General features: G+C 69.6%; 17 protein-coding genes and 1 riboswitch. Of the genes, 7 read left to right on the top strand and 10 right to left on the bottom strand.

Annotated features, from left to right (window positions below; genetic code table 11):
• The first annotated feature begins 165 nt into the window (after window positions 1–165).
• The gene (gene nagB / locus IGS69_RS23555; protein ID WP_190902518.1) at window positions 166–951 is read left to right on the top strand and encodes a glucosamine-6-phosphate deaminase; all 786 of its coding nucleotides are present in this window, start codon (window positions 166–168) and stop codon (window positions 949–951) included.
• Window positions 952–1,270: 319 nt separating this feature from the next.
• Here nagB and IGS69_RS23550 read toward each other — a convergent pair whose 3' ends face one another.
• The 4 genes from IGS69_RS23550 to IGS69_RS23535 form a co-directional block, all read right to left on the bottom strand.
• Window positions 1,271–2,809, bottom strand: coding sequence for a glycoside hydrolase family 3 protein (locus IGS69_RS23550; RefSeq protein WP_190902517.1), 1,539 nt, complete (start codon window positions 2,807–2,809; stop codon window positions 1,271–1,273).
• A 9-nt stretch (window positions 2,810–2,818) separates the two neighbouring features.
• Complete coding sequence (locus tag IGS69_RS23545) at window positions 2,819–3,661, bottom strand: carbohydrate ABC transporter permease (RefSeq protein ID WP_190902516.1); 843 nt, start codon at window positions 3,659–3,661, stop codon at window positions 2,819–2,821.
• Window positions 3,658–4,647 carry a carbohydrate ABC transporter permease gene (locus tag IGS69_RS23540; RefSeq protein WP_190902515.1) on the bottom strand — a complete coding sequence of 330 codons (990 nt, stop codon included), beginning with the start codon at window positions 4,645–4,647 and terminating at the stop codon, window positions 3,658–3,660. Before IGS69_RS23540 ends, IGS69_RS23545 begins: the two co-directional genes overlap by 4 nt.
• 73 nt (window positions 4,648–4,720) lie before the next feature.
• Window positions 4,721–6,001 carry an extracellular solute-binding protein gene (locus tag IGS69_RS23535; protein ID WP_190902514.1) on the bottom strand — a complete coding sequence of 427 codons (1,281 nt, stop codon included), beginning with the start codon at window positions 5,999–6,001 and terminating at the stop codon, window positions 4,721–4,723.
• A gap of 312 nt (window positions 6,002–6,313) precedes the next feature.
• On the opposite strand from IGS69_RS23535, the gene IGS69_RS23530 reads away from it, so the two are divergent.
• From IGS69_RS23530 to mctP, 3 genes are all read left to right on the top strand, one after another.
• Complete coding sequence (locus IGS69_RS23530; protein ID WP_031109149.1) at window positions 6,314–7,078, top strand: GntR family transcriptional regulator; 765 nt, start codon at window positions 6,314–6,316, stop codon at window positions 7,076–7,078.
• 143 nt (window positions 7,079–7,221) lie between these two features.
• Window positions 7,222–7,488, top strand: coding sequence for a DUF3311 domain-containing protein (locus tag IGS69_RS23525; protein WP_190902513.1), 267 nt, complete (start codon window positions 7,222–7,224; stop codon window positions 7,486–7,488).
• Window positions 7,485–9,113 carry a monocarboxylate uptake permease MctP gene (gene mctP / locus IGS69_RS23520; protein ID WP_190902512.1) on the top strand — a complete coding sequence of 543 codons (1,629 nt, stop codon included), beginning with the start codon at window positions 7,485–7,487 and terminating at the stop codon, window positions 9,111–9,113. Before IGS69_RS23525 ends, mctP begins: the two co-directional genes overlap by 4 nt.
• A gap of 83 nt (window positions 9,114–9,196) precedes the next feature.
• Here the strand turns inward: mctP and IGS69_RS23515 are convergent, their stop codons facing one another.
• Window positions 9,197–12,802: an NACHT domain-containing protein gene (locus IGS69_RS23515; RefSeq protein ID WP_190902511.1), complete on the bottom strand. Its 3,606-nt coding sequence runs from the start codon at window positions 12,800–12,802 to the stop codon at window positions 9,197–9,199.
• 201 nt (window positions 12,803–13,003) lie between these two features.
• A riboswitch (cobalamin riboswitch) is annotated at window positions 13,004–13,130 on the top strand.
• A 123-nt stretch (window positions 13,131–13,253) separates the two neighbouring features.
• Between IGS69_RS23515 and IGS69_RS23510 the strand changes: the two genes are divergently transcribed.
• Together IGS69_RS23510 and IGS69_RS23505 are read left to right on the top strand one after the other, a co-directional pair.
• Window positions 13,254–15,611: a ribonucleoside-diphosphate reductase subunit alpha gene (locus tag IGS69_RS23510; RefSeq protein WP_190902510.1), complete on the top strand. Its 2,358-nt coding sequence runs from the start codon at window positions 13,254–13,256 to the stop codon at window positions 15,609–15,611.
• Entirely contained in the window at window positions 15,611–16,618 is a 1,008-nt protein-coding gene (locus IGS69_RS23505) for a ribonucleotide-diphosphate reductase subunit beta (protein WP_190902509.1), read from the top strand. The genes IGS69_RS23510 and IGS69_RS23505 overlap by 1 nt, the downstream gene beginning before the upstream one ends.
• Here IGS69_RS23505 and IGS69_RS23500 read toward each other — a convergent pair.
• Window positions 16,531–16,773 carry a hypothetical protein gene (locus IGS69_RS23500; RefSeq protein ID WP_190902508.1) on the bottom strand — a complete coding sequence of 81 codons (243 nt, stop codon included), beginning with the start codon at window positions 16,771–16,773 and terminating at the stop codon, window positions 16,531–16,533. The genes IGS69_RS23505 and IGS69_RS23500 overlap by 88 nt on opposite strands.
• A 93-nt stretch (window positions 16,774–16,866) precedes the next feature.
• Between IGS69_RS23500 and IGS69_RS23495 the strand changes: the two genes are divergently transcribed.
• A complete protein-coding gene (locus IGS69_RS23495) occupies window positions 16,867–17,829 on the top strand; it encodes a GlxA family transcriptional regulator (protein WP_190902507.1) in 963 nt (320 codons plus the stop codon).
• Between the two features lie 12 nt (window positions 17,830–17,841).
• Here the strand turns inward: IGS69_RS23495 and IGS69_RS23490 are convergent, their stop codons facing one another.
• The 4 genes from IGS69_RS23490 to IGS69_RS23475 all read right to left on the bottom strand — a co-directional run bounded on the left by IGS69_RS23490 (window position 17,842) and on the right by IGS69_RS23475 (window position 22,346).
• Window positions 17,842–19,212 carry a bifunctional albaflavenone monooxygenase/terpene synthase gene (locus tag IGS69_RS23490; RefSeq protein WP_190902506.1) on the bottom strand — a complete coding sequence of 457 codons (1,371 nt, stop codon included), beginning with the start codon at window positions 19,210–19,212 and terminating at the stop codon, window positions 17,842–17,844.
• Entirely contained in the window at window positions 19,209–20,294 is a 1,086-nt protein-coding gene (cyc1, locus tag IGS69_RS23485; protein ID WP_190902505.1) for an epi-isozizaene synthase, read from the bottom strand. The genes IGS69_RS23490 and cyc1 overlap by 4 nt, the downstream gene beginning before the upstream one ends.
• Window positions 20,295–20,588: 294 nt before the next feature.
• The gene (def, locus tag IGS69_RS23480; protein WP_190902504.1) at window positions 20,589–21,239 is read right to left on the bottom strand and encodes a peptide deformylase; all 651 of its coding nucleotides are present in this window, start codon (window positions 21,237–21,239) and stop codon (window positions 20,589–20,591) included.
• A 126-nt stretch (window positions 21,240–21,365) separates the two neighbouring features.
• Window positions 21,366–22,346, bottom strand: a complete 981-nt coding sequence (locus IGS69_RS23475) for a tetratricopeptide repeat protein (protein ID WP_190904613.1) — start codon at window positions 22,344–22,346, stop codon at window positions 21,366–21,368.
• Between the last annotated feature and the right edge of the window lie 49 nt (window positions 22,347–22,395).

Below are 22,395 nucleotides of genomic sequence, written 5' to 3'. Positions count from 1 at the left end.
GGCTGCAGCCTCAGTGGCCCGGTCGGCACGGCAGCGCTGCCCGCATGGAAGCAGCAGATTTCACCCTGGGAGGGACAGAGCAGCTCTGTTAGATTGGTCTAAACCACACGACCCCTCCCGGGTCCAGTCCCAGTTGAGCACTCCTCTCAGATCGGCAGGCCCAGCGTGGAAGTTGTCATCGTCCCGGACGCCAAGGCGGGCGGCGAGCTCATTGCCGAGGCCATGGCCAAGCTGCTCCGCCGCAAGCCGGGCGCCCTGCTCGGCGTGGCCACCGGCTCGACGCCGCTTCCCGTGTACGAGGCGCTGGCGGTGAAGGTGCGCTCCCGTGCCGCGGACGTCGGCCGGGCTCGGATCGCGCAGCTCGACGAGTACGTGGGGCTGCCCGCCGAACATCCGGAGTCCTATCGCTCGGTGCTGCGCCGCGAGGTGCTGGAGCCGTTGGGGATAGGAATGGACCAGTTCATGGGCCCGGACGGCACGGCGGAGGACGTGCAGGGGGCGTGCGAGGCCTACGACAAGGCACTGTCGGACGCCGGGGGTGTGGACCTTCAGCTGCTCGGGATCGGGACGGACGGGCACATAGGCTTCAACGAGCCGTGCTCGTCGCTGGCCTCTCGGACGAGGATCAAGACGCTGACCGAGCAGACCCGCATCGACAACGCGCGCTTCTTCGACGGTGACATCGACCAGGTGCCGCACCACGTGATCACTCAGGGCATCGGCACCATCCTGGAGGCCCGTCACCTGGTGCTGCTCGCCACCGGTGAGGGCAAGGCGGATGCGGTCGCGGCGACGGTGGAAGGGCCGATCGCGGCGGTGTGCCCCGCGTCCGCGCTCCAGCTCCACCCGCACGCGACCGTCGTAGTCGACGAGGCCGCCGCGTCGAAGCTGAAGCTGGCGGACTACTTCCGGCACACGTACCTCAACAAGCCGGAGTGGCAGGGGATCTGAGGGCCTCCCCCCACCGGCACCGCACCGGATCGGCGGCGCCGATTCCCCGCCGCTCTCCCGCCGCTTGATCCGGACGAGAGGCCGGCTGCCGGCGGGGGCCTGGGCGCCCAGGTCCTGGCTGCGGGCCGCCGGGAGTGCCGGATACCTCTGCCGCTGGCGCCCCCAACCGAGCCCGCACGACCGGACCGGGCCCCTGCACGGGCTGCGGGTGGGCCCCGGCTCAGTCCCCACGCCCTCACCCAGCCCGTTCACGAGCCGGGGTGCGTGCTCAGAACGAGCCGGCACAGCCCCACCCGCCCATCGGCTCACGCCCGTGCTCTCACGCCCCCGGACCCCCGGTGATCACCTCGGCCGCGGCGCGGCCGCAGACGCGGGCCGCGCCGTGGGTGGCGATGTGCAGGGCGCCGCGGGGGGTCGCCTGGGGGACGCCCATCTCGACGACGATCGAGTCGGGGCGGGCCGCCAGCAGCGCGTCTAGGGCCGAGGCCATCCAGGGGTGGCGGTGTTCGTCGCGGACGACGGCGACGATGCGGCGGGAGCCGGCCGCCTGGAGGGCCGCCCGGCCCGCGCTCTCCCCGGCTTTCTTCTCCGGGCCGTCCCCGGCGGAGAAGCTGCCCGTCACCGTGCCCGGCAGGAGGTTGATGAGCTCGGCGGCGACGCCCCACGGGGTCTCGTCGCCGACGGCGATGTTGGCGATGGGGGTGAAGGCGGCGACGTAGGGGGGTTCGGTGAGGGGCTCGAAGGTGTCGGGGCTGCCCAGGCCCGGCGCGGCGGTCACGGTGAGGGCGCGGCGGGCGGCGTGCAGGCCGATGTCGGTGCCGTGGGTGCTCTCGGCAGGGCTGCCCGCGGCGCCTGCCCAGCGGGCCAGTGCCCGGACCCGGCCGGCGGCCTCCGCGAGGCGTTCCTCGGGGAGTTCGCCCGCCCGCACGGCTCCGACCAGGGCGTCCCGCAGGCGCAGGACGGTCGCGTCGTCGGCGAGGCCGCCGCCCACGCAGATCGCGTCGGCGCCCGCGGCGATGGCGAGGACGCTGCCGCGTTCGATGCCGTAGGTGCCGGCGATGGCGCGCATCTCCATGCCGTCGGTGACGATCAGGCCCTCGTAGCCGAGTTCTCCGCGCAGCAGGCCGGTCAGGATGCGGCGGGAGAGGGTGGCCGGGCGGTCCGGGTCCAGGGCGGGGACCAGGATGTGGGCGCTCATGACGGCCCGGGTGCCGGCGGCGATGGCGGCGCGGAAGGGGGCCAGTTCGCGTTCGGCCAGTACGTCGGCGGAGACGTCGATGCGGGGCAGGGCGTGGTGGGAGTCGACGGCCGTGTCGCCGTGGCCCGGGAAGTGCTTGGTGCAGGCGGCGACACCGGCGGACTGCAGGCCGGTGACGTAGGCGGCGGTGTGCCGGGCGGCCAGTTCGGTGTCGGCGCCGAAGGAGCGGACGCCGATGACCGGGTTGCGCGGGTCGGAGTTGACGTCGGCGGACGGGGCCCAGTTGAGGTTGACGCCGCAGGAGGCGAGGCGGCGGCCGAGTTCGTGGGCGACCTGGTGGGTCAGCTCCACGTCGTCGACCGCGCCGAGCGCGTGGTTGCCCGGGAAGGAGGAGCCGCTGCGCACCTCCAGGCGGGTCACGTCGCCGCCCTCCTCGTCGATCGCGACCAGGACGTCGTCGCGCTCGGCCCGCAGCTGGGCGGTCAGCGCGGCCAGTTGGCCGGGGGAGGCGATGTTGCGGCCGAACAGTCCGACGGAGGCGAGGCCCTCACCGAGCCGGCGCAGCAGCCAGTCGGGGGCGGTGGTGCCGGTGAAGCCGGGCTGGAGGACCGTCAGGGCGTCACGGGTGAGCGTGTCCGTGCCGTCGGCGAGTGTCGTCATCGGGTGAGGTCATCCCTTCACTGCGCCCGCGGTCAGGCCCGCGGCCATCTTGCGCTGGACGAGGAGGAAGAGGGCGACGATCGGCACGGCCATCATCGTGGCGCCGGCCATCATCGGGGCGTATTCGGTGCCGTGTTTGGTGGTGAAGTTGCCGAGCCAGACGGTCGCGGTCTGGTTCTTCTGGCTGAGCAGCATCAGGGCGTAGAGGTACTCGTTCCAGGCCTGGATGAAGCCGTAGACCGAGGTGGCGACCATGCCGGGAGCCAGGAGGGGGAAGACGACCCGGAGGAAGGCGCCCGTGCGGGAGCAGCCGTCGACCATCGCGGCCTCCTCCAGCTCCTTCGGGATGTTGACGATGAAGCCCCGCAGCGTCCACACGGTGAAGGGGAGGATGAAGGTCAGGTAGGTGATGATGAGGCCGGTCAGCCGGTCGTACTGGCCCAGGTCGTTGAGCAGCAGGAACACCGGGATGATCATGGCGACCAGTGGCACCATCTGGACCGCCAGGATGCCCACGATCACGATCTTGCGGCCGCGGAAGGCGAACCGGGAGATGGCGAGCGCGGCCAGCAGCCCGACGACCATGCCGATGACGACCACGGCCAGCGACACCACGAGGCTGCGGCCCACCGGCCCCCAGAAGTCGGCGATGTCCAGCGCCCGGTGGAAGTTGTCGAAGGTGAGGCCGGTCGGCAGCAGGCTGGGGTCCGGGTCGATGGCGTCCTTGGCGGGCTTGAACGCCGTGTTGAGCATCCAGTAGAGCGGGAAGCCGGCGACGACGAAGACCAGGAGGCCGAGGAGGTTCCAGCCCAGCCGTGACTTCCGGCGGCCGGCTCCGGGGAGCGTGCTCATTCGACCTCTCCGATCTTCAGCATCTGCCGCATGTAGACGGCGACCACGCCGAGCAGCAGCAGGACGGTGATCAGCGCGATGGCCGAGCCCTGGGCGTAGTCGTTGACCACGAACGCCCGGTCGTAGGAGTAGGTGTTGAGGACCTGGAACTCCGGCTCGGGGTGGCCGTTGCGCATGACGAACACCTGGGGGAAGACGCCCATGTCCCAGATGACCGACAGGGTCGTGAGCATCACGATGATCGGCTTGAGGACGGGCAGGGTGACGAAGCGGAAGACGCCCCAGGAGTTGGCGCCGTCCAGACGGGCGGCTTCCTCCAGTTCCTTCGGGACCTGGGTGAGACCGGCGCTGAGGGTGATGACCACGAAGGGCACGGCTCCCCAGATCACCAGCAGCATGATCACGGCCAGGCCCTCGGGGCCGCTCGCGAACCAGTTGTGGCCGATCATCTCGACGCCGGGCAGCTTGCTGAGCAGCGCGTTGAAGACGCCGTAGTCGGAGTCGAAGAGCCACTTGAAGACCGTGGTGGCGACGATCACCGGCATGCCCCAGCTGGCCACCAGCACGATGTTGATGAGCATCTTCAGCCAGCCGGAGACCCGCTGGAGCAGCAGGGCGAGGGCCATGCCGATCACCATGGTGAAGACGACGGCGCCGGCGGCGAAGACGATCGTGCGCAGGACGACGGCCCAGAACTCGCCGTCGCCCAGCACCTTGGCGAAGTTGTCGAACCCGACCGTCTCGGCCGGCTGGAAGCCCCACAGCTGGGACTGGCCGAACTTCTGGAAGGACAGGGTGACCAGGCGGGCCAGCGGATAGCCCATGACCAGGGCGAGGATCAGCAGGCAGGGCGCGAGCAGCAGCCAGGGGGCGGAGGCACCGCCCGACGTGCGCTGCCCGCGGGGCCGCCGGTCCTTCGGGGGCGGCGGTGGTGCCTGCCGCGGTGGCGGCACCTTGGCGGGGGTGGTGGTGTCTGCGGCACTCATCGCGCGCTCCTCGGCGGTCCCTCAGGTCTTGACGGCGGCGGGGCTCCGCAGGCCAGGGAGCCCCGCGCGCAGGTCACTTGGTGTTGATGACCTTGTCGATCGCGGCGTCCGCGTCCTTGGCGGCGGCCTCGACGGACTTCTTGCCGGTGCCGATGCTCTGCAGCATGGTCTGCAGGATCTGCGCCTTCTCGACCTGGCCCCAGCCGGGGGCCATCGGGACGAACCAGTTGGACTCGGCCGCGGTGGCGGGGACCGCCGTCTTAGGGTCGTTCTTGAGCGTCGCGAGGTCGGTCTTGTTGTTGGGCAGGTTGCCCTTGGCCATCAGGCCCTTCTGCCCGGAGGAGCCGGTGAGGGCGTTGATCCACTCGGCGGCCAGGGCCTGCGCGTCGGACTTCACCGGCACGGCGAGGTCGGAGCCGCCCAGGAAGACGGGCATGTTCTTGCCGGACGGGCCGGGCATCACGAAGTTCTCGAGGTTGCCCTTGAGCTTGCCGGTCTTGTCGTTCTTGGGGTCCTCGGCGGTCGCGCCCTCCCAGGCCGCCGCGAAGATCATGGCGGACTTGCCCTGGCCGTAGACGATGTAGCGGTCGGACTCGTCCTTGGTCTTGTCGCCGTGCATGTAGGAGTCGACGACGTTCTTGAACTCCTTCAGGCCCTTGAGGGACTCGGGCGAGGAGAGGGAGGCCTTCCACTGGCCGCCGGACTCGGTGGCGATGGCGCCGCCGGCGTCGTAGACGAAGGACATGGCCGCGTACCAGTCGCGGGTGGGCTGGTACCAGGCGTTGTACTTGTCGCCCTGCTTCTTCTGGATCTTGTCCAGGGCGGCGGTGAGTTCCTTGTACGTCCTGGGCGCCGACTTCACCCCGACGGAAGCCGCCACGTCCTTGCGCCAGTTGGCGACGCGGCCGCCGGCGTAGTACGGGACGCCGTAGGTCTTGTCCTGGTAGGTGACGGAGGCCTTGAGGCCGTCCAGCCAGGCGTCGGAGTTGTCGAACTTGGCCTGGTCGAGCGGGGCGAAGGCGCCCTTGACCATGTAGCCGAGCATCTCGGTGTTGCCCATCTCGACCACGTCGGGGACCTTGTCCGTGGCGAGGACGGCGTCGAGCTTGGCGTTCTTGTCGGGCCAGCCGTAGTACTCGTGGTTGATCTTGACGCCGGGGTGCTTCTTCTTCACCGCGGCGTCGGCGGCCTTCACCAGTTCCGGCCAGTTGTTCTGCGCGTCGACGGTGAGCCAGACGGTCAGCTCCTTGGCGTCCGCGCCCTTGTCGGAACCCCCGCCGCCCTCGCCGCCGCACGCCGCGATGGAGACCATCATGCCCGCGATACCGATCGCGGCTGTCAGCTTGCGCTTCACGCCACCCTCCTCAGGGATCCCACAACCCCCCTGGCTCCCCGCAGTGAACGTGGGGCCGGGCCTGGACCAATGGTGTAGACCAGTACGGGGAGCTTGGACCAGACCATGAAGCCTGTCAAGGGTCGCGATACGGCCCTGACCAGCCGTTATGCGACCTACATATGCAGGAACCTTTAAGTAAGAAGTCAGCGAAAACCCGGATGGACACGGCATACTGCGGGTAGACCACAGTGATTGGTGGACTAGACCAAAAGAGGCGCCGACGGTATACAAGTGGGATCGTGTCGGCAGACCCAGCCGGGAAGGCGGAGCATGAGCACCGACGTCAGCAGTGCGGAGAACGAGAACGGGGTGCCCGTCCGTACCGCGCGCGTGCCCAAGTACTACCGCCTGAAGAAGCACCTGCTGGACATGACGGAGACCCAGGCGCCCGGCACGCCGGTCCCGCCCGAGCGCACCCTGGCGGCGGAGTTCGACACCTCGCGCACCACCGTGCGCCAGGCGCTGCAGGAACTGGTCGTCGAGGGCCGGCTGGAGCGCATCCAGGGCAAGGGCACGTTCGTCGCCAAGCCCAAGGTCTCGCAGGCACTGCAACTGACCTCGTACACCGAGGACATGCGCGCCCAGGGTCTCGAGCCCACCTCTCAGCTGCTGGACATCGGCTACATCACCGCCGACGACCGCCTGGCGGGGCTGCTCGACATCACGCCCGGCGGGCGCGTGCTGCGCATCGAGCGGCTGCGCATGGCCAACGGCGAGCCGATGGCGATCGAGACCACGCACCTGAGCGCGAAGCGCTTCCCGGCGCTGCGGCGCTCGCTGGTGAAGTACACGTCCCTCTACACGGCGCTGGCCGAGGTCTACGACGTCCACCTCGCGGAGGCCGAGGAGACCATCGAGACGTCCCTGGCCACCCCGCGCGAGGCCGGCCTGCTCGGCACGGACGTCGGGCTGCCGATGCTGATGCTCTCCCGGCACTCCCTGGACCGCAGCGGCCAGCCGGTGGAGTGGGTGCGGTCGGTCTACCGGGGCGACCGGTACAAGTTCGTGGCGCGGCTGAAGCGGCCCGCCGACTAGGGAAACCTGGCCGCTCGAGTCACTGCCGAGGCCTGGTTTCGGTTGGGTACCGCATTGCGAACGAGGGGTTCCGCTATGGGCACGCCCTGACCTAGATTGCCTGCGCATTGCACAGGTGATCACCAAGGGGACGGAGCCGCCTGATGTCGCAAGCCCCAGAAGCCGGTGGAGGGCCGGTGGTGACGCCCATGCGCGTCGTCATCGCCGTCTGCCTCATAGCACCGTTCGTGGCCCTGCTGTGGGTCGGCTCGTACGCCAAGACCGACCCGGCCTTCATCGGGATCCCGTTCTTCTACTGGTACCAGATGGCGTGGGTGCTCATCTCCAGCGTCCTGACGATGACCGCCTTCAAGCTGTGGCAGCGTGACCAGCGCGCCCGCTCGGCCGCGAAGGGCGGTGCGTCGCAGTGAAGGACGGCGTGAACGGCGTCGCGCTCGGCGTCTTCATCTTCTTCTTCCTGGCCGTGACGGTCATGGGCTTCCTGGCCGCGCGCTGGCGCAAGGCCGAGAACGAGAACAGCCTGGACGAATGGGGCCTGGGCGGCCGCTCGTTCGGCACCTGGATCACCTGGTTCCTGCTCGGCGGCGACCTGTACACGGCGTACACCTTCGTCGCCGTGCCGGCGGCCATCTACGCGGCGGGCGCGGCCGGCTTCTTCGCGGTGCCGTACACGATCCTGGTCTACCCGCTGATCTTCACCTTCCTGCCCCGCCTGTGGTCGGTGTCCCACAAGCACGGCTACGTCACGACGTCCGACTTCGTGCGCGGCCGCTTCGGTTCGAAGGGCCTGTCGCTGGCGGTGGCCGTGACGGGCATCCTGGCGACGATGCCGTACATCGCGCTCCAGCTGGTCGGCATCCAGGCCGTGCTGGACGTGATGGGCGTCGGCGGCGGCGAGAACACCAACTGGTTCATCAAGGACCTGCCGTTGCTGATCGCGTTCGGCGTGCTGGCGGCGTACACCTACTCCTCGGGTCTGCGGGCCCCCGCGCTCATCGCGTTCGTGAAGGACACGCTGATCTACATCGTCATCGCGGTGGCGATCATCTACATCCCGATCAAGCTGGGCGGCTTCGACGACATCTTCGCCAAGGCCAGTGAGGCGTACGGCCAGACCAACCCGGCGACGGGCGCGCCGCGCGGTGCGCTGACACCGGCCGAGCCGGGACAGTGGACGTACGCCACGCTGGCGCTGGGCTCCGCCCTGGCCCTGTTCATGTACCCGCACTCGATCACGGCGACGCTGTCCTCCAAGAGCCGTGAGGTGATCCGCCGCAACACCACGATCCTGCCGCTGTACTCGCTGATGCTGGGTCTGCTGGCGCTGCTCGGGTTCATGGCGATCGCGGCCGGCATCAAGGTGCAGAACGGGCAGCTGGCGATTCCGCAGCTGTTCGAGACGATGTTCCCGGACTGGTTCGCGGGCGTGGCGTTCGCGGCGATCGGCATCGGCGCGCTGGTGCCCGCGGCCATCATGTCCATCGCGGCCGCGAATCTCTTCACCCGCAACATCTACAAGGACTTCATCAAGCCGGACGCCACTCCGGCGCAGGAGACCAAGGTCTCCAAGCTGGTCTCCCTGCTGGTGAAGGTGGGCGCGCTGGCCTTCGTCCTCACCATGGACAAGACGGTCGCCATCAACTTCCAGCTGCTGGGCGGCATCTGGATCCTGCAGACCTTCCCGGCCCTGGTCGGCGGCCTGTTCACCCGCTGGTTCCACCGCTGGGCGCTGCTCGCGGGCTGGGCGGTCGGCATGATCTACGGCACGGTCGCCGCGTACGGCGTGGCCTCCCCGACCCAGAAGCACTTCGGCGGCTCCGCGAAGGAGATCCCGGGCATCGGCGAGATCGGCTACATCGGCCTCACGGCGTTCGTCCTGAACGCGGTGGTGACGGTGGTCCTGACCTTCGTCCTCAAGGCCCTGAAGGCCCCCGACGGCATCGACGAGACCAAGCCGGAGGACTACACGGCGGACGCGGGCGACCCGGGGGTCCAGGTGGAACTCCCGCCGGCGACGGCTGGTTCCGCGCACTGATTCCTGCACAGCGGAGGCGGGCCGTCGGGGGCATCCCGGCGGCCCGTCGGCGTATCCGCCCCGTGGCGCGCCCGCCCCGTGCCCTAGTCGCGTGTGCGTGTGGCCATGGCGTGCCAGAAGCGGTCCAGCTCGCGGACGCGCATGCTCACCCAGGGCGGTGTCTTCCGGCGCAGCAACCTGGGGAACAAGCGGCGCAGGCGGCCGGGCAGCAGAGCCTGCTGCTGGCGGCAGAACGGCTCCCGGATCTCTCCCCGGGGCACGCCCCGGGGCGGGTACGGGCAGAGCTGGAACTTGCAGTCGGGCAGGCATGTGGTGCCGGGCTGGGGCGGGGCCGCGGTACCGTCCCGCGCGCCGGGCCGCAGCGGTTCGCGGTTCGTACGGAGACACGGCGGAAGCGGCATGCCGGACTGCTCCGCGCGGATCATGCGCTCCTCGACCTCGTCGGGGCGCCCGTCCCGTTCGATCAGGTTCAGCAGCACCAGCACGTCGGCGACGAGACGTTGGGCCCGCCCGTCGAGGGTGCTCCAGCCGACCGAGGGCGGGATCCACAGGTTGTGCTTGCGGTATCCGCCGGAGTTCCCCGCGCGGGAGCCGATGTTGTCGGCGACCCCCTTCTCGTCGATCCAGAGGAAGCGCTCGGGCTGCCCGGTCTCCAGGGCGAGGGCCACCAGATCGCCCGCCTCGGCGACGAACGGGTGCAGAAGCCGCCGCGGCGAATCGCCGTCGCCACCGGGCGGGGCGTTCACCGTGCCGGCCATCGCCAGCCAGCGCTGCACGGTCTGCACGGCGGTGGAACCACCGATCGTCGTGCCCGGCTCACGTGCCCCGCCGTGATCACCGTTCTGCGCCGCTCCGGTATGGCCGCCGTGCTCGTGGTGGCCGAGCCGGTCCGGAAGCCTCCACAGGCACAGTGCCTGGAGCAGGCTGACCTGCGTGTACCAGCATCGGGACTGCTGCAGCACGGTCTCCGCCTGCCGTATCAGGTCGACGCGTCTGCCCGGGTCGGTGTGCGGATGGCGTTGACGCCGGTTGGCCGCGTACTTGAAACCCTGGGCCAGCGCCACCTCCAGGGCGAGAGGGAGGTCGGGGACACCATCGGTGTGGGCCGGGTCGAGATGGAGCAGCCACTTGGTGAGGCGCTCTCCGGCCTCACCGCGGTGGGAGTCGTCGACCGACCCCAGGAGCATGGGCAGCATCCAGGCCCGCATCACGAACTCCCGTAGGAGTTCCACCCGATCGCTCTCGTACCGCCGGTTGAGTTCCTCCCGCTCGTCCTGCAGCCGTTCGGGAGACGTCGAGGAGGCGACCCGAGTGGACCAGCGGCTGGACCGGGCCTGCCCCATACGGACGGTCCACGCCTCGAAGTTCTTCGTCCTCTCGGCTTTCAGGTCACGGATCTTGTCGTTGTACTCCTCGATGGGGTCGCTGTTGAGACCGACGCGCTTGCGGATCACGGCGAACGCCTCGTTGCCGCCGCTGCCGAACTCCTGGGCGGCGGCCAGTCGTATGGAGTACGAGGGCTCCGCGATGCCGATCTGGAAGAGCCGCTCGTACAGCGAAGTGGTGTCGATCTTCTTTGCAGCCTCCCGCAGCGCGGCGCCGAGTTGTTTGAGCAACCTCCGCTTCGCGTCCTCCAGGGAGCGCTGGTCGCCCTTGATGGCCGGCCAGTCGGCCGCCACCCTGTCGACGATGTCGCTCAGCCGTCTGAAGTCCGCGTCCACGCTTTCGACTTCGAGGGCAGCGGCGTAGAGGTCGAGGCTCTTCGGGTCCTCCAGTCGCTGCCGTGCTGCCGCGCAGAGCTGTTCGGACGGGGCGCGCCCCAGCGCCGGGACCCGCCGCAACAGCTCCTCCCTGCCCTTGTGCCAGCCCACCCGGCCGTTCCGGGCGGGACGCTCCGCCGCCCGCCGACGGGAGAGCAGCACGACCATGACGAGAAGCTCACGGCCGGGACCGGGCGGCTGCAGCGCATCCTCGATCAGCTCGCAGACGTCCGTCTCGTCCAGGTGGGTCAGCAGACGGAAGCCGAAGTAGGCCTGGAGGATGCTGTGCGGGAAGCGCGCCTTCTGCTCGAAGCCCTCCAGCAGTCCGAGCTTGTCCGCGTTGCCCACCAGACGGGCGAGGACGGCGTGGGCCTGGGTCATGTTCCCCCGGTGCAGCCGCTTGTTCTCCTCGTCGCCGAGCCTGACGCTGAGCGCCTCCCAGATCCTCTCCCGGTGCCACTCGGAGAAGGCGTGGTCCTGCTTGCCGTACCGGTCGGTGCCACGCACCCGGGTCCACAGGTGGCCTGCCTGGGTCCTCGCGTGCCGGGCTCTGCCGGGGTGGGCGTCCCGGCCGAGCAACTCGGCGAAGTCCACTTCCAGCTTGTCCTGCAGGAGGCCCACGCACGCCAGGGCGGAGACAACCTCCAGAGTGTCCTGGCGCTCCTGGGGCGTGAGCGCGACGTCCACGCGCAGTCGGCCCTCCTGCAGGGCACGGCCCCAGGTGTCCAGCAGCCACAGCCGGAGCATGCTGCGATCCCGGCTGCGGGTGTTCAGGCGCTTGGGGTCGTCGGTCGGGCGGTCGCGCTCCAGGGCGCCGTGCCGGTGGAGTTCGCGGGCGATCTGCAGGTAGACGGGCGACTCGGTCACCTCCGCCGTCTCCACAATCCAGTCCACCCGGCGCTCGTCCGTCTCCGGTGCGGAGGCCTTGACGAAGTCCAGCGCCTCCTCCTCGCTCAGCGGTTCCAGCTCCACGATCGCGGCGGACGTGGTGTCCAGCGGACTGTGCGGCCGGGAGGCGATGACCACCGGTAGCCGCTCCTCGTAGGCACGTTCGATGGCACGGCGGATGATGTTGTCCCGGTTCTGCTGGAGACGGCCGTCCAGAAGAGCCTCTTCGAGGCCGTCGGCGATGACGACCAGCTTGTCGTCGGCGAGCAGTTGCTGCCAGACACGCTCGGTCTTGGTGCGGGCGAGGATGCCCTGGGGCGCTTCCTCGGCGAACCGCTGCTGGGCCATCCGCTCGAAGTTCAGATCGGCCTCGCCGTCGGCGTCCCGCAGCCGGATCGGCACGGGAACGGCACGCTCATGGGCCAGCAGTTCCGTGAGCCGCACGAGGACGGCGGTCTTCCCCGTGCCGACACCGCCGACGAGCAGATAGGGCCGACGGGTGGTGCGTTCCCTCAGCCGTTGCGCGATGACCTGGGCGAGTTCCTCGCGGCCCACGATCTGCGTGTCGTCGTGGCCGGAGGTGAGCACGAGTCCATGAGGGTCCTTGCGCGCCTTGACGAGGTAGCGCCGTTTGTTCCAGCTGTACCACCAGAACAGGAAGAGCGCGGCGGCGACCGATGCGGTGAGGACCGGGCCGACGAACCTGACCAGCGCCTCTACCCCCGGCTCCTGCTGCCACTTCTCGACCGTGGTCTCCCTGCCGGTGACCAGCAGCATGTGGACGCCGGCCCCGATCCAGCCGAAGACCACGAGGGCTCCGACCGCCCACGCCATCCGGACCACGTTGGTGTAGGAGAACCACCTGCGCCACTTCTTGGGGCGGGTGGTGCCCCGGCGGGCCTCGAGACGAATGGTCAGACCGTGCCAGTGGCCGACGAATCCGCGGCTGGTCCGCTTCGCTGCCCGGCGCAGATCCAGTGTCACCATCGGCGCGTTGCGCGGCCGCTCCTTGCCCGCAGTGCGACGGACGACCCTCGTCATGGCGCTTGCTCCCTCCGAGAGGACTTCCGCTGCGGAGGATCTGACGGGCGCCGGCACCTACTTCCATGGAAGCACTCCAGGCACGCCCCGCAACCCGGTGGGACACGCCCCGAGGGATCACTCTCCTCATCCATCAGCTGACGCTCCGACACCACCGCGACACAACATCTGGGGGTGCCAACCCGGCCCGGCACAAGATGTATGCTCATGCTCGCTGTCGCCGCAGGGGAATCCGGTGCGAATCCGGAACTGTCCCGCAACGGTGTACCCATGCCCATATCGGCGCATGGGCGTCAGTCCGAGGACCTGCCGACAGCGCACCCGGCCACCCGGCCGGTGTGCCCTGACGTCCGGGCCTCGTGGAATGGGCCGGTGGACGCGACGCCGCGTGCGCTCGTGTGCTGCCCCCTGCCCTCGACGAGGCCCCGTGCCGAGCGAGGGAGAGCCCCACGTGACCATCGCGCCAGCCGAACCGGTCTCAGCCGCCGAGGAGGAGCAGGACGCTCCCGGTACCGCGCTGCTGCGGACCCTGACCGAGCTGACCGCCGACCTCCCCGACGCCGACCCCGGCCGGGTCGCCGCCGCCGCGCTGCGCGGCCGGTCCGCCGCCGCGGACGAGGCGGAGTTGCGGGAACTGGCGACAGAGGCCGCGGCCGGTCTGATCTCCGAGGATCCCGCCTACTCCCGGCTGGCCGCCCGGCTGCTGACCATCGGCATCCGCGAGGAGGCCGCCTCGCAGGGCGTCACGTCTTTCACCGAGTCCGTGGCGGTCGGCCACCGAGAGGGCCTCATCGCCGACCGCACCGCCGAGTTCGTCCGGGTGCACGCGGCCCGGCTCGACGCCCTGATCGACACCGGCGCCGACGACCGCTTCGGCTACTTCGGCCTGCGCACCCTGCACAGCCGCTACCTGCTCCGGCACCCGATCACCCGCAAGGTCGTCGAGACGCCCCAGCACTTCATGCTGCGGGTGGCGAGCGGCCTCGCGGAGGACGACACCACCCGTGCGCTGGAGGAGGTCGCGGCCCTGTACGGGCTCATGAGCCGCCTCGACTACCTCCCCTCCTCCCCCACCCTCTTCAACTCGGGGACCCGGCACCCGCAGATGTCGTCCTGCTACCTCCTCGACTCCCCCAAGGACGAGCTGGACTCCATCTACGACCGCTACCACCAGGTGGCCCGGCTGTCGAAGCACGCCGGGGGCATCGGAGTCGCCTACTCCCGCATCCGCGCCCGCGGTTCGCTGATCCGCGGCACCAACGGGCACTCCAACGGCATCGTCCCGTTCCTGAAGACCCTCGACGCCTCGGTCGCCGCCGTGAACCAGGGCGGCCGGCGCAAGGGCGCGGCCGCGGTCTACCTGGAGACCTGGCACTCCGACATCGAGGAGTTCCTGGAGCTGCGCGACAACACCGGCGAGGACGCCCGCCGCACGCACAACCTGAACCTGGCGCACTGGGTGCCGGACGAGTTCATGCGGCGCGTGAACGCCGACGGGCAGTGGTCGCTGTTCTCCCCCTCGGACGTGCCCGAGCTGGTCGACCTGTGGGGCGAGGAGTTCGACGCGGCGTACCGGGCGGCCGAGGCGAAGGGCCTGGCGAGGAAGACCCTGCCCGCCCGTGAGCTGTACGGCCGCATGATGCGCACCCTCGCGCAGACCGGCAACGGCTGGATGACCTTCAAGGACGCCGCCAACCGCACCGCCAACCAGACGGCCGAGCCGGGCCACGTCGTCCACTCCTCCAACCTCTGCACGGAGATCCTGGAGGTCACCAGCGACGGGGAGACGGCGGTCTGCAACCTGGGCTCGGTCAACCTGGGTTCCTTTGTCGACACATCGACCGGCGGCCTGGACTGGGAGCGACTGGACGAGACCGTCCGTACGGCCGTGACCTTCCTCGACCGGGTCGTCGACATCAACTTCTACCCGACCGAGCAGGCGGGCCGCTCCAACGCCCGCTGGCGTCCGGTCGGCCTCGGCGCGATGGGCCTTCAGGACGTCTTCTTCAAGCTGCGCCTGCCCTTCGACTCGCCTCAGGCCAAGGCCCTCTCCACCCGCATCGCCGAGCGGATCATGCTCGCCGCGTACGAGGCCTCCGCCGACCTCGCCGAGCGGAGCGGCCCGCTGCCGGCCTGGAAGAAGACCCGTACGGCCCGGGGCGTACTGCACCCCGACCACTACGACGTGGAGCTGACCTGGCCGGAGCGCTGGGCGGCGCTGCGCGAGCGCATCGCCACGACCGGCATGCGCAACTCGCTGCTCCTCGCCATCGCCCCCACGGCCACCATCGCCTCGATCGCGGGCGTGTACGAGTGCATCGAGCCGCAGGTGTCCAACCTGTTCAAGCGCGAGACGCTGTCGGGTGAGTTCCTCCAGGTCAACTCCTACCTGGTGGACGAGCTCAAGCGGCTCGGCGTGTGGGACGCCCGCAGCCGGGAGGCCCTGCGTGAGGCCAGCGGCTCGGTGCAGGACTTCGCCTGGATCCCCGAGGACGTGCGCGCCCTCTACCGCACGGCGTGGGAGATCCCGCAGCGCGGCCTGATCGACATGGCGGCGGCCAGGACGCCGTTCCTGGACCAGTCCCAGTCACTGAACCTGTTCCTGGAGACGCCGACCATCGGCAAGCTCTCCTCGATGTACGCCTACGCCTGGAAGTCCGGGCTGAAGACCACGTACTACCTGCGCTCGCGCCCGGCGACCCGCATCGCCCGTGCCGCCCAGGCCACCGTCCCCGCGCAGGCCACCCCGGATCCCGAAGCGGTCGCCTGCTCCCTGGAAAACCCCGAGTCCTGCGAGGCCTGCCAGTAATGAGCACCCAGAACCTTCTCGACCCCGGCTTCGAGCTCACCCTGCGTCCCATGCGCTACCCGGACTTCTACGAGCGCTACCGGGACGCCATCAAGAACACCTGGACCGTGGAGGAGGTCGACCTCCACTCGGACGTCGCCGACCTCGCCAAGCTGTCACCGGCGGAGCAGCACCTGATCGGCCGGCTGGTGGCCTTCTTCGCCACGGGCGACTCGATCGTCGCGAACAACCTGGTGCTGACGCTGTACAAGCACATCAACTCCCCCGAGGCGCGGCTGTATCTGAGCCGTCAGCTCTTCGAGGAGGCCGTGCACGTCCAGTTCTATCTGACGCTGCTCGACACCTATCTGCCCGACCCGGAGGACCGCACTGCGGCCTTCGCCGCCGTGGAGAACATCCCGTCCATCCGCGAGAAGGCGTCGTTCTGCTTCAAGTGGATGGACTCGGTGGAGAAGCTGGACCGGCTGGAGACCCGGGCCGACCGCCGCCGGTTCCTGCTCAACCTGATCTGCTTCGCCGCGTGCATCGAGGGCCTGTTCTTCTACGGCGCCTTCGCCTACGTCTACTGGTTCCGCAGCCGGGGCCTGCTGCACGGCCTGGCCACCGGCACCAACTGGGTGTTCCGCGACGAGACGATGCACATGTCCTTCGCCTTCGACGTGGTCGACACGGTCCGCAAGGAGGAGCCGGAGCTGTTCGACGACCGGCTCCAGCAGGAGGTGACGGACATGCTCCGGGAGGCCGTCGAGGCCGAGCTGCAGTTCGCGCGCGACCTGTGCGGTGACGGCCTGCCGGGCATGAACACCGAGTCGATGCGGCAGTACCTGGAGTGCGTCGCCGACCAGCGGCTCACCCGCCTGGGCTTCGCTCCGGTCCACGGCTCGGAGAACCCCTTCTCGTTCATGGAGCTCCAGGGGGTTCAGGAGTTGACCAACTTCTTCGAGCGGCGGCCCTCCGCGTACCAGGTGGCGGTGGAGGGCACCGTCGACCTGGACGAGGACTTCTGAGCCGGACGCTCTCCGCGGGCCTCCTGGGCCTCCCGGATCTGACGGTCGATGCGCCGCTCGCGCACCAGGCCGATCACGGACGGGAGGATCAGGAGGACCAGGATCCCGAAGGTGGCGGACAGTCCGATGAGTGCTTCGATCTGGTTCGTGTTCATGGACACCACTGTCGCGCCGATTACTCCTTACCGTCAGTGGCAGTACTGCCGTAGACCCTCGAATTCCTGCCAAGGACGAGGCACACTGGATCCATGCTGCAGAACGTGGCCGTCGCCCTCCTCGACGGCGTGAACCCCTTTGAACTCGGTGTGGTGTGCGAAGTCTTCGGCACGGACCGGAGCGACGAGGGCCTGCCGGTCTACGACTTCGCCGTCGCCTCGGCCGAGGGCCCGGTCCTGCGGATGAACTCGGGCTTCTCGCTCCAGGTGGAGCACGGTCTGGAGCGGCTGGAGACGGCCGATCTGATCGCCGTGCCCGCGGGGCACAGCTACGCGTCCCGGGACTTCCCGCCGGAGCTGCTGGACGCGCTGCGCCGCGCGGTCGACCGCGGGGCGCGCGTGCTGAGCGTCTGCTCCGGTGTCTTCGTGCTGGCCGCGGCCGGACTGCTGGACGGCCGCCGGTGCGCCACGCACTGGAAGCACGCGACGGACCTCGCCCGGCTGTACCCCGGCGTGGTCGTCGAGCCGGACGTGCTCTACGTCGACGAGGACCCGGTGATCACCTCCGCCGGCACGGCCGCCGGCATCGACGCCTGCCTCCACCTGGTGCGCAAGGAGCAGGGCACCGAGGTCGCCAACAAGATCGCCCGGCGGATGGTGGTGCCGCCGCACCGCGACGGCGGCCAGGCCCAGTACATCGAGCGCCCCCTCCCCCACCCCGAGGGCGACACGATCGGCGAGGTGCTGGCGTGGATGGAGCGCCATCTCGACGAGGAGGTCACCGTCGAGCAGCTCGCCATCCACGCCCACATGTCCCCGCGCACCTTCGCCCGCCGCTTCCAGCAGGAGACCGGGACCACTCCCTACCGCTGGATCCTGCGCCAGCGCGTGCTGCTGGCCCAGCGGCTGCTGGAGGCGACGGACGAGACCATGGACGCCATCGCCGGCCGAACGGGGTTCGGCAACGCGGCCACACTGCGCCACCACTTCGTCCGGGCGGTGGGGACGACCCCGAACGCCTACCGGCGGACGTTCAGGGGCCCCGAGGCGGCCTGAGCCCGGGGATTCTCACCTCGCCACCGGCCGCACCCGCAGGTCGTGCGGCCGCAGCGTGATGCCGACACGGGTGGCGTCCTTCGAGCCCGGCACCTGCTCGAAGCGGTACTTCGTCGCCAGCGCCGCCGTGACCAGCGTCAGCTGGGCCATCGAGAAGTGGTCGCTGGGGCACTTGCGGTTGCCCACACTGAAGGGGCTCATGGCGTGCTTCGGGATGTCGGTGACCCGGTCCGGAAGCCAGCGGTCGGGGTCGAACTCCAGGTGCCGCTCGTACGACTTCGGATCGCGCTGGATCGCGTACGGGCTGTAGATGATGTCCGCCCCGGACGGAATACTGTATCCACCGAGTTCCGTGTCCCGCACCGCCCGGCGGGTGAGAATCCAGACGGCCGGGCTCAAACGCATGGACTCGACGACGACATTGTTGGTGTGCCTGAGTCCTCGGACGTCTGCGAATGCCACCGGCCTCCCACCGGTGACGGCTTGCACTTCGTCATGCACCCGGTCGGCGTGTTCGGGGTGCTCCGCGAGCATATGCAAGAGCCACATGATCGTGGAGGCGATGGTTTCGCTGCCGGGGGTGAGGATCGCGACGACTTGATCGTGGATCTCCTGTTCCCCGATCGGGTCGCCATTCTCGTCCTTCGCCTCGAGCAATGCCGTCAGCAAATCGTCCGGCTTTTGACCGGATGCCCGGCGCTCGGCGACGATCTCGTCGACGAGGAGATGCAAATCGGCCAAGGCCCGGTTGAATTCGCGATTGGCCGGGAGCGGCAGGTTGTAGAGCGGTCCGAGCGGGACCACCATCCGCCGGTACATCCCGCGGAAGACGGTGGCGAGGGCGACGCACAGCCGCTCCGCCCGTTCGTCCATGTAGTCGCCGCGCAGCAGACAGCGGGCCGCGATGCGCACGGCCACCCGGAAGGACTCCGACGTGCAGTCGATCGTCTCGCCGGGCTTCCAGCGCTCGGCGAGCGCGTGTGCCTCCTCCTCCATGATCGGGCCGTAGCCGGGGATGGCGTCGAGCCGGAAGGCGGGCTGGATGGTGCGCCGCTGGCGCCGGTGGCGCGGGCCGTTCGCCGTGGCCACGCCCTGCTTGCCGAGCAGACCCTCCAGGGACTCCCACAACGGTCCGGCGATGATGAAGTCGTTGCTCAGCGCCAGGGCGCCGGTCAGGGCCGGGGTGGTGACCGCGTACACCGTCTTCGGCCCGAGCTTCAGCCGCACGACGTCGCCGTGCTCGCGCAGCCGGGACATGAAGGCCAGCGGGTCGCGGGCCAGCTTCCAGCCGTGCCCGAGCACGGGGACGCCTCCGCCCGCCCGGGGCGGCTCCCGCAGCTCCAGGGCCGGCGGGGTTTCGGGCTGCACAGACTCGACGGTCATTTCTCACCTGCCGCTTCGTTGTTGACGTACGGGGGCGTGGACCGGTCGTCCCAGCTGTCGACCATGTACCGGCCGGACTCGTGGTGGAACCAGTAGACGGAACTGAACCAGTTCCGCATATTGCTCAGGCAGGCCCGCACGGCGGCGCTCAATTCCTTTCCCCGCACGGATCCGTCGGCGAGGTCGTCGGCGAACCGCAACGCTTCCTGCTCGACTTCGAGGAAACCCGTGATGGTTTTCTCGACTCGGCACCTGACTTCCGCGACGGCCTGTTCCAGAGTCAGCCCCTCATGGGTGATGAGGCTGATTCCGAGATTGTGCACCTCGTCGCCCGCGATTTCCTTCGGGAGCGAGCACAGATCGTTGTACCAGGCGGCGAATTCCTGGCTGAGCAGCGCCGCCCGCCGATACGCCGGGTGGTTCCGCACGGCGTCGGGGAATTCACAGCCGGCGGTCGGCTCCAGCAGATCCGTCCATATCCAGTGCGCGAACGTGAGCCGGCGCAGTTGGAGGTATTCCTCGACCGTCGGGACGATGCCCTGGGTGCGGTTGTGGAACTCCCGGTCATAGGCGTCGATCACCGCGTGGAAGTGCCGGGCGAACCGGAGGTTCCACGTCTGGCCCAGGAACGCGTACAGCCGCAGCACGCTGTCGGCGAACCCCGCGACCAGTGGGTCCTCGTGGTGCAGGTGCTCCTCGGGGGAGTCGAGGGCCGTGTGCAGCCGGTCCCTCAGGAGCCGCCAGGCGACAGGACGGCCGTGCACGATGTCGCGGTCGTGACGGTCGTCCCAGACGAAGAACCACGCGCTGTAGTCGGCGATCGCCTGCATGACCTCGTCGGAGGCGCCGATGTAGTACCCGGCCATGAGGTCGGTGTAGCAAAGGCCGTCGGCATATGCCTCCACCTTGTCCGCCGACATGAGCCGCTTTTCGAGCAGCCAGGCCCGGGTCTTCTCCTGACACTTGGGCCAATACGGGTGGAGTTGCCGGGGAAACTCCGCCTCGATCACCGGGAGAGAGAGCGAAGGTGGAACTGCGATCGTGACCGGTGTCGGTGTGGTGCCGTGTGACAAAGCATGCACGAACTAACCCCTCTCAGCCGCCAGTCGGCGCGAGCGCCCCTCCCTTCGTGCCGGGCGTGCGCCGTTGCATACCCCGCTCATCCCATTCAGCACTACAACTGACCGTTCTGGGAACGCATTTGCTTCATTCACTACCCCACAGTGCCGGGAACATCCCGTTGTGTGGCTACTGGGGGATCACCTGAAGAGCAGATGCGATCGAACGTGCGACGGACAGGCGAACGGAACAGACGAACGGCGCCCGTTCGGGTGGGAAACCCGAACAGACGCCGTGCGCCCGGTGCGGCTGAGGTCTCAGTCGTTGGCCACGACCGGGTAGCGGGGCTCGTTCTCGGCCATCTGCCGCAGCGCGTCCTTGCGTTCGCGCTTGGAGAGCCGGTCGATGTAGAGGTAGCCGTACAGGTGATCCGTCTCGTGCTGCAAACACCGTGCGAAGTATCCGGTGCCGCGCACCTTGATCGGGTTGCCCTTCTCGTCCTGCCCGGTCACCTCGGCGTAGTCGGGCCGGGCGAGCGGCGCGTACGCCGTGGGCACCGACAGACAGCCCTCGTTGCTGTCGTCCAGGCGGCGCTTGTCGGCGGGCAGCTCGACGAGCCTGGGGTTGCAGACGACGCCGGTGTGCCGGACGCCCTCGTCGTCGGGGCAGTCGTAGACGAAGACCTTCGCGTCGACGCCGATCTGGTTGGCGGCGAGGCCCACGCCCTCGGCGGTGCGCTGGCTGGCGAACATGTCCGCGACGAGCTGCTGGAACTCGTCGCCGAAGTCGGTGACGTCCTTGCACTCCTTGTGCAGCACCGGGTTCCCGACGACCGTGATCGGCCGCGAGGTCCCCCGCTCCCGCCAGGCAGCCTCGCGCTCCTCGCAGTCCTGCGTGTCGATCACGTACCCCTCGTCATCGACGGGGAGCACGCCCGCGCGCTGCTGATCGGTGTCCTGCTGAGCCATGACGTCCGTACGCCTTCCTGAACAAATCCAACCCGGGATGCTCATACAGGGTACGGGGAAGGCGCCCCCTCAGGGGCGCGGGGAACTGCGCGAACAACCACGACGCAGCCGCACCCGGCAACGGCGCTAACAGACCTCTTCCAGATCCCGCCAGTCGCGAGAATCCGGGCTGTCGGCGACCCACCCGTCCAGAAGCCCCCGGACCAGCGCAGCCGGCGCAGCCAGCCCGCACTCCCGCTCGGGGACCCACAGCTGCCCGTCCGTCCGGTGCCCCAGCGGCCCCGGATGCCCCGGCTCACTGTGATCGTGCGGGTCGAGATGCTCCCCGTCGCCCTCGTCCGACGGCATCCGTGACTCCGAGCACATCCGGCACAGCAACCGCACCGACGAGGACCAGTCCTCCGCGGCGAACCCGGCGTCCGCGGCCAGCTGCTCCAGCGCGTCCCGGTCCGCCTCGGTCGCCGCCTCCAGCAGCACCACCCACGTCGGCACGGGCGACGGCGCCCACAGCTCGATCTCGTCGAACACCGGGTACGTGTGCCCGGCGGCGGTCGTCCGCTCGCCGTGCGGCACCCCGTCGTGCAGGACGACCTCTCCCCAGCGCCGCCCGGAGGACGGCAGCGGGATGGACAGCACCTCGATCCGCGCGGGGTCCAGCCTGCGCCCCCACACGACCTCGGCCTCGCCCTCCGGGGACAGCCGTACGGCCGCGCTGCCGAGGTCCATGCCGAGGGGTTCACCGGAGTCGTTGGCCGCCCCCGGCACCCGCAGCCCGTAGGCCTGCCAGGCGCGCCGGGCCAGCGGCCAGTCCTGGAGCGCGGTCGCGGCGATGCCGACGTTCCACCAGTCGGGGGCGCCGGCGTCCCGGTCGAGCAGCGCCACGGCCCTGAGTCCGGCCGCCCGCGCCTGCTCCCAGTCGTGCCGGAACTTGTGCAGCAGCGCGAGGTTGAACCAGGACTCGGAAAGCCAGGGCTCCAGATCGGCGGCACGTGTCAGCAGTGCGCCTGCGTCCTCGTACCGGCCGTCGCCGATGAGGGTGAACGCCCGGTCCGTGGCCTGCCGCCAGGAGGCGGAGGGCCGGTGCCGTCCCTTGCCGAAGATCCTCACGATTCCCGCCTGCCAGTTCCGTGCGGTGGGCTGGCCGTAGCTGTGTTTC

The organism is Streptomyces tuirus (genome assembly GCF_014701095.1).
Taxonomy (GTDB): domain Bacteria; phylum Actinomycetota; class Actinomycetes; order Streptomycetales; family Streptomycetaceae; genus Streptomyces; species Streptomyces tuirus.
This window is presented reverse-complemented; position numbering and strand designations above follow the sequence as displayed.

Excerpts from the sequence above, each read along its gene's own strand:
- def (WP_190902504.1), bottom strand. The coding sequence starts at position 21,239 with ATGGCTCAGCAGGACACCGATCAGCAGCGCGCGGGCGTGCTCCCCGTC.
- IGS69_RS23530 (WP_031109149.1), top strand. The coding sequence starts at position 6,314 with ATGAGCACCGACGTCAGCAGTGCGGAGAACGAGAACGGGGTGCCCGTC.
- IGS69_RS23515 (WP_190902511.1), bottom strand. The coding sequence starts at position 12,802 with ATGACGAGGGTCGTCCGTCGCACTGCGGGCAAGGAGCGGCCGCGCAAC.
- IGS69_RS23505 (WP_190902509.1), top strand. The coding sequence starts at position 15,611 with ATGAGCACCCAGAACCTTCTCGACCCCGGCTTCGAGCTCACCCTGCGT.
- IGS69_RS23490 (WP_190902506.1), bottom strand. The coding sequence starts at position 19,212 with ATGACCGTCGAGTCTGTGCAGCCCGAAACCCCGCCGGCCCTGGAGCTG.
- IGS69_RS23545 (WP_190902516.1), bottom strand. The coding sequence starts at position 3,661 with ATGAGCACGCTCCCCGGAGCCGGCCGCCGGAAGTCACGGCTGGGCTGG.
- IGS69_RS23550 (WP_190902517.1), bottom strand. The coding sequence starts at position 2,809 with ATGACGACACTCGCCGACGGCACGGACACGCTCACCCGTGACGCCCTG.
- IGS69_RS23540 (WP_190902515.1), bottom strand. The coding sequence starts at position 4,647 with ATGAGTGCCGCAGACACCACCACCCCCGCCAAGGTGCCGCCACCGCGG.
- IGS69_RS23495 (WP_190902507.1), top strand. The coding sequence starts at position 16,867 with ATGCTGCAGAACGTGGCCGTCGCCCTCCTCGACGGCGTGAACCCCTTT.
- IGS69_RS23525 (WP_190902513.1), top strand. The coding sequence starts at position 7,222 with ATGTCGCAAGCCCCAGAAGCCGGTGGAGGGCCGGTGGTGACGCCCATG.
- IGS69_RS23500 (WP_190902508.1), bottom strand. The coding sequence starts at position 16,773 with ATGAACACGAACCAGATCGAAGCACTCATCGGACTGTCCGCCACCTTC.